This is a genomic window from Kitasatospora sp. NPDC048715 (assembly GCF_043198905.1).
Taxonomy (GTDB): domain Bacteria; phylum Actinomycetota; class Actinomycetes; order Streptomycetales; family Streptomycetaceae; genus Kitasatospora; species Kitasatospora lactacystinica.
The window spans coordinates 1-4,226 of sequence record NZ_JBICVH010000040.1 but is presented as its reverse complement, the minus strand read 5'-3'; the positions used below and the strand labels follow the sequence as shown (position 1 = coordinate 4,226).

General features: G+C 72.4%; 4 protein-coding genes and 1 pseudogene. 3 read left to right on the top strand and 2 right to left on the bottom strand.

Going from position 1 to position 4,226, the window contains the following annotated elements; translation table 11 throughout:
* Positions 1 to 131 (bottom strand): annotated as a pseudogene (locus tag ACGFSC_RS42815) (electron transfer flavoprotein subunit beta); the annotation flags it as partial.
* Positions 132 to 384: 253 nt separating this feature from the next.
* The gene (locus ACGFSC_RS42810) at positions 385 to 711 is read right to left on the bottom strand and encodes a thioredoxin family protein (RefSeq protein WP_359915558.1); all 327 of its coding nucleotides are present in this window, start codon (positions 709 to 711) and stop codon (positions 385 to 387) included.
* A gap of 333 nt (positions 712 to 1,044) precedes the next feature.
* On the opposite strand from ACGFSC_RS42810, the gene ACGFSC_RS42805 reads away from it, so the two are divergent.
* From ACGFSC_RS42805 to ACGFSC_RS42795, 3 genes are all read left to right on the top strand, one after another.
* Complete coding sequence (locus tag ACGFSC_RS42805) at positions 1,045 to 1,470, top strand: DUF4395 domain-containing protein (protein WP_359915560.1); 426 nt, start codon at positions 1,045 to 1,047, stop codon at positions 1,468 to 1,470.
* A 222-nt stretch (positions 1,471 to 1,692) separates the two neighbouring features.
* On the top strand, positions 1,693 to 2,463 hold the full coding sequence (locus tag ACGFSC_RS42800) for a lysophospholipid acyltransferase family protein (RefSeq protein ID WP_359915562.1): 771 nt from the start codon (positions 1,693 to 1,695) through the stop codon (positions 2,461 to 2,463).
* 245 nt (positions 2,464 to 2,708) lie between these two features.
* The gene (locus tag ACGFSC_RS42795; protein WP_359915564.1) at positions 2,709 to 4,118 is read left to right on the top strand and encodes a hypothetical protein; all 1,410 of its coding nucleotides are present in this window, start codon (positions 2,709 to 2,711) and stop codon (positions 4,116 to 4,118) included.
* The last annotated feature ends 108 nt before the right edge of the window (positions 4,119 to 4,226 follow it).

Below are 4,226 nucleotides of genomic sequence, written 5' to 3'. Positions count from 1 at the left end.
ACGCCGTACTCGTCCAGCTCCGACAGCAGGCCGTCCACACCCTCCCGGTCGGTGGTGTGGTCGTCCGCGAAACGACGGTCACCCGTCGCGTCCGGCACGTGCTTCACACAGACAACGATCCTCAAGCTCACGGCCTTGTCTCCTGTACTGGTCTCGTCCGGCGGCTGCGGCGGTGCAAGCGGGCGCGAACACGGCACGCACCCGCTCCGGGCAGCGAATTCCCGTGCCGGTCCGGAACTTCCTGGCAGCATACTCGCCGGTAGTGCAGTGGTCACTACTGGCCAGTAGCTTATGCCGTGCGGCCGCTCCCGCCGCCTGCGCCCATCCTGCCCCAGCCCGGAGCCGACTCCACCCGACGGGGCGGAACAACTGCCGCCGGATTGCTCACACCACGCGCCCGAGCGCCGCGATCACGTCCACCCTGCGCGGCTGCCCCGCCGCCCGCCGCACCACCCGGCCCTCCCCGTCCAGCACCAGGACGGTCGGCGTCCGCCGGACCTCCAGCCGGCGGACCAGCTCCAGCCGCTCCTCCGCGTCCACCTCGACGTGCTCGACCCCGTCGACCATCCCGGCCACCTCGGAGAGCACCCTCCGGGTGGCCCGGCACGGCTGGCAGAAGGCCGTCGAGAACTGCACCAGTGTCGCCCGTGCGCCGAGCGGCCCGCCCAACTCGGCCTCCGACAGCCGTACCGCCCCGTCCTCGGTGCTCAACCCTCGGCCTCCCGTCTCTCTCCCGGCCACGCGCCCGGCCCCGCGCCCGGCCCACGGCGGGCCGGTCCCGGCCACCGTCGAGGCACCACAACACGCACCGGCGGCCAGGTCGTCCCCCCAGTCTGCGGCAGGGCCCTCCGCGTCCGAAACACGGTCGACCGCCGGGGCCCGGCCACGTACGATCGGCCGGTGGATTCCGACTGTCGCCCAACGCCGCCGCCGGCCTGCCGCCGCGTCACCGCCACGGCCCGGGCCGTCCTCCACCGACGACGCTGACGCCCGCCGCCGACGCCCCGCCGCTGCCGCCGCCCGTCGCGACCCCCGGAGCCACCGTTGCAGACCGATCCCCGCGGCTCCCGCCTCGCCGCAGCGCTCACCTCCATCGTCCTGGCCGTCGTCCTGCGCACCGGCAACTGCCCCCTCCTGGCCGCCCAGACGCTCGTCCTGGCCCTCGGCGCCTTCGGCGGCCTGCGCATGGCCCCGTACGTCCGGCTGTTCCAGGCGCTCGTGCTCCCCCGGCTCGCACCGCCCTCCGAGACCGAGGACGAGCGGCCGCTCCGCTTCGACCAGGGCATCCTCATGGTGTTCACCGCGGTCGGCGCCCTCGGCTACTGCGCCGAGGTGACCTGGCTCGGTGCGCTGGCCTGCTCGGCCGCCCTCACCGCCGCCTTCGCCAACGCCGCGTTCGGCTACTGCGTGGGCAGCGAGCTCTACCCCCTGGTCCGGCGCGCCCAGGGCCGACTCACCGCCGGCGCGTGATGTGCGCGGCCGAAAAGTTCCCGTTCGAATTCATCACGGAGATCACACCGCCAAAATTCGCTTGACCGCACGCCTCAGGTGACAGCAGGCACTCGTTCGGGGGATCATCTCCGTGAATCACCCGTGACCGCCGCGGAGTGCCGTGCTCCGGTCGGCGCCGCCCGCACAACGGAGCGGGTACCCGCCGAACCGGGCTCCGACCCGTGGAAGTCAGGACTGACCGTGGCAGAGTTCGTGTACCCGCCGGTGATCGGCGCCGCACTCACCGCCTTCCGCGCGCTCGACGTGCGGATCAAGATCGTGGGCGCCGAACACATCCCCGCCAGGGGGGGAGCGGTACTGGTCAGCAACCACATCAGCTACCTGGACTTCCTCTTCGCAGGCCTCGGCGCGTACCGCGGCGGCAAGCGCAAGACCCGCTTCATGGCCAAGGACGACGTCTTCAAGCACCGGATCTCCGGCCCGCTGATGCGCGGCATGAAGCACATCCCGGTGGACCGCACCGACGGGCAGCCCGCGTACGAGGCCGCCGTGCGCGCCCTCAAGGCCGGCGAGGTGGTCGGGGTGTTCCCCGAGGCGACCATCAGCCGCTCCTTCATGCTGAAGAAGTTCAAGACCGGCGCCGCCCGGATGGCCGCCGACTCCGGCACCCCGCTGCTGCCCGTCGTGCTCTGGGGCACCCAGCAGCTCTGGACCAAGGGCCGCCCGAAGACCCTCACCAAGCGGCACGTCCCGGTCACCATCATGATCGGCGAACCGATCCACCTCGGACCGAACGACAAGCCCGTGATGGTCACCCGACGGCTGCGCGCCGCCATGAGCGAGATGCTCGACCAGGCCCAGCGTGAGTACCCCGCCAAGCCCTCCGGCCAGGACGACACCTGGTGGCTGCCCGCCCACCTCGGCGGCACCGCCCCCACCCTTGAGGTCGCCGAGGCCGAGGACGAGGCGGAGGCCCTCGCCCGGGCCGAGCGCCGCGCCGCCCGGGACTGACAGCCCCTTCTCCTCTCCCCCCCTCTCCCCTCTCCTTTTCTCCTCTCTTCTCCGCCCCTCCTGCCGGCCTCCCCGCCTCCCCCGCCCTCCATCTACTCCGTGCGACCGAGCGAGAGCTCTCCGTCGCGTGTCGCCCGACCGCCGACGCCCCCCGTCTGACACAGTGACAGCTCCTTCCAGGGGCCTTCGTCCTGAATCCGCGGCGGGGGCACACGTCGGAACGGTCGAAAGGCTCGGAGGCGGAGATGGCACGGATCACCACCGGCACACGGCAGTCACCCACGGGCAGGGCCCGCACCCGCGCGAGCGCCGGTGCGGGCCTTCTGCTTCTGGGCACCCTGCTCACCGGCTGCGGAGCCGAACCCGGGGAGATCCCGCTCTCCGAGATCCGGCCGGAGACTCCCACCAGCACCCCCGAGGCGAGACCCGCCGAGACCCCCGGCGTGGTCGGTACGGCCGCCGGAGCGCCCGCGGCCACCGCGCACAACGGACTGATCGTCAGCCGCGCCTACACCGACTCCGCCCGCACCAGCAGCGCCATCGTCACCCTCTCCCCCGACGGCACCGACCAGCACCAGGTCACCAAGCCGCCGGCCCGCGCCCTCGACGACCGCCCGGACTGGTCCCCCGACGGCACCACCATCGCCTTCGACCGCACCGACCCCCAGAGCGGCACCGCCCGGCTCTGGACCGTCCCCACCAACGGCGGCCCCGAACACCAGATCAACCAGCTCTGCGACAGCGGCACCGCCGACTGCGCCAACGAGGACGAACGGGCCCCCGCTTTCTCCCCGGACGGCAAGCAGGTCGCCTTCAGCCGATCCTGGGGCGCCCAGGACTCGACCGGCAGCCGCCAGATCCAGTACTCGGACCTCTACCTGATGAGCCCCGAGGGCACCGACGTCCAGCGGCTCACCTTCCTCACCAACGACAAGCCCTACTCCGGCATCGTCAGCAACCCCAGCTGGTCCCCCGACGGGAAGCAGCTCACCTTCGAGTACCGCACCAGCGCCACCGGGCAGCCCGCCGGCAGCCGCGCCATCTACGTCGTCAGCGCGGACGGCACCGGACTGCGCCAGCTCACCCCCTGGGAACTGCGCGCGGGCGACCGTGCGGACTGGTCCCCCGACGGCACCCAGATCCTCTTCACCACCTACCCGGCCGGCCCCGACAACGCCCCCGGCGGCGGCATCTACACCGTCCACCCCGACGGCAGCGCCATCGGCGCCCTCACCCCCGCACCCTCGGACATCTTCTACGGCACCGCCGCCTACGCGCCCGACGGCAAGTCCATCGTCTTCGCCCAGGCCCCCTCGGGCGCCGGCGCCGACCTCTACAGCATGCGGCCGGACGGTACGGGCGTCGCCCGTCTCACCAACAGCGCCGACAAGTGGCTCGGCCGCCCGGCCTGGGGGACGGCGGAGAGCTCGGTGGCTCCCGCCGAACCGGCTCAGGCAACGGACCAGCCGTCGGTTCCGGCGACGGACCAGCCGTCGGATCAGGGGTCGAGCCAGCCCTCGCCGGCACCACAGGCTTCCCGGACGCCGCGTCCGGATGACCAACAGCAGGCCCAGGCCCAAGGGCGGGAGCCCACCGAGAAGCCGCGCCCCGGGACGGGATCGGAGTCCGCCTCTGGCTCTGGCTCCGACGAATAGACCGTACGGTCCTGGAAATGCGAAGAACCCCCATCCGGATCCCGGATGGGGGTTCTTCTGAATAATTGTTCGGCGGCGTCCTACTCTCCCACAGGGTCCCCCCTGCAG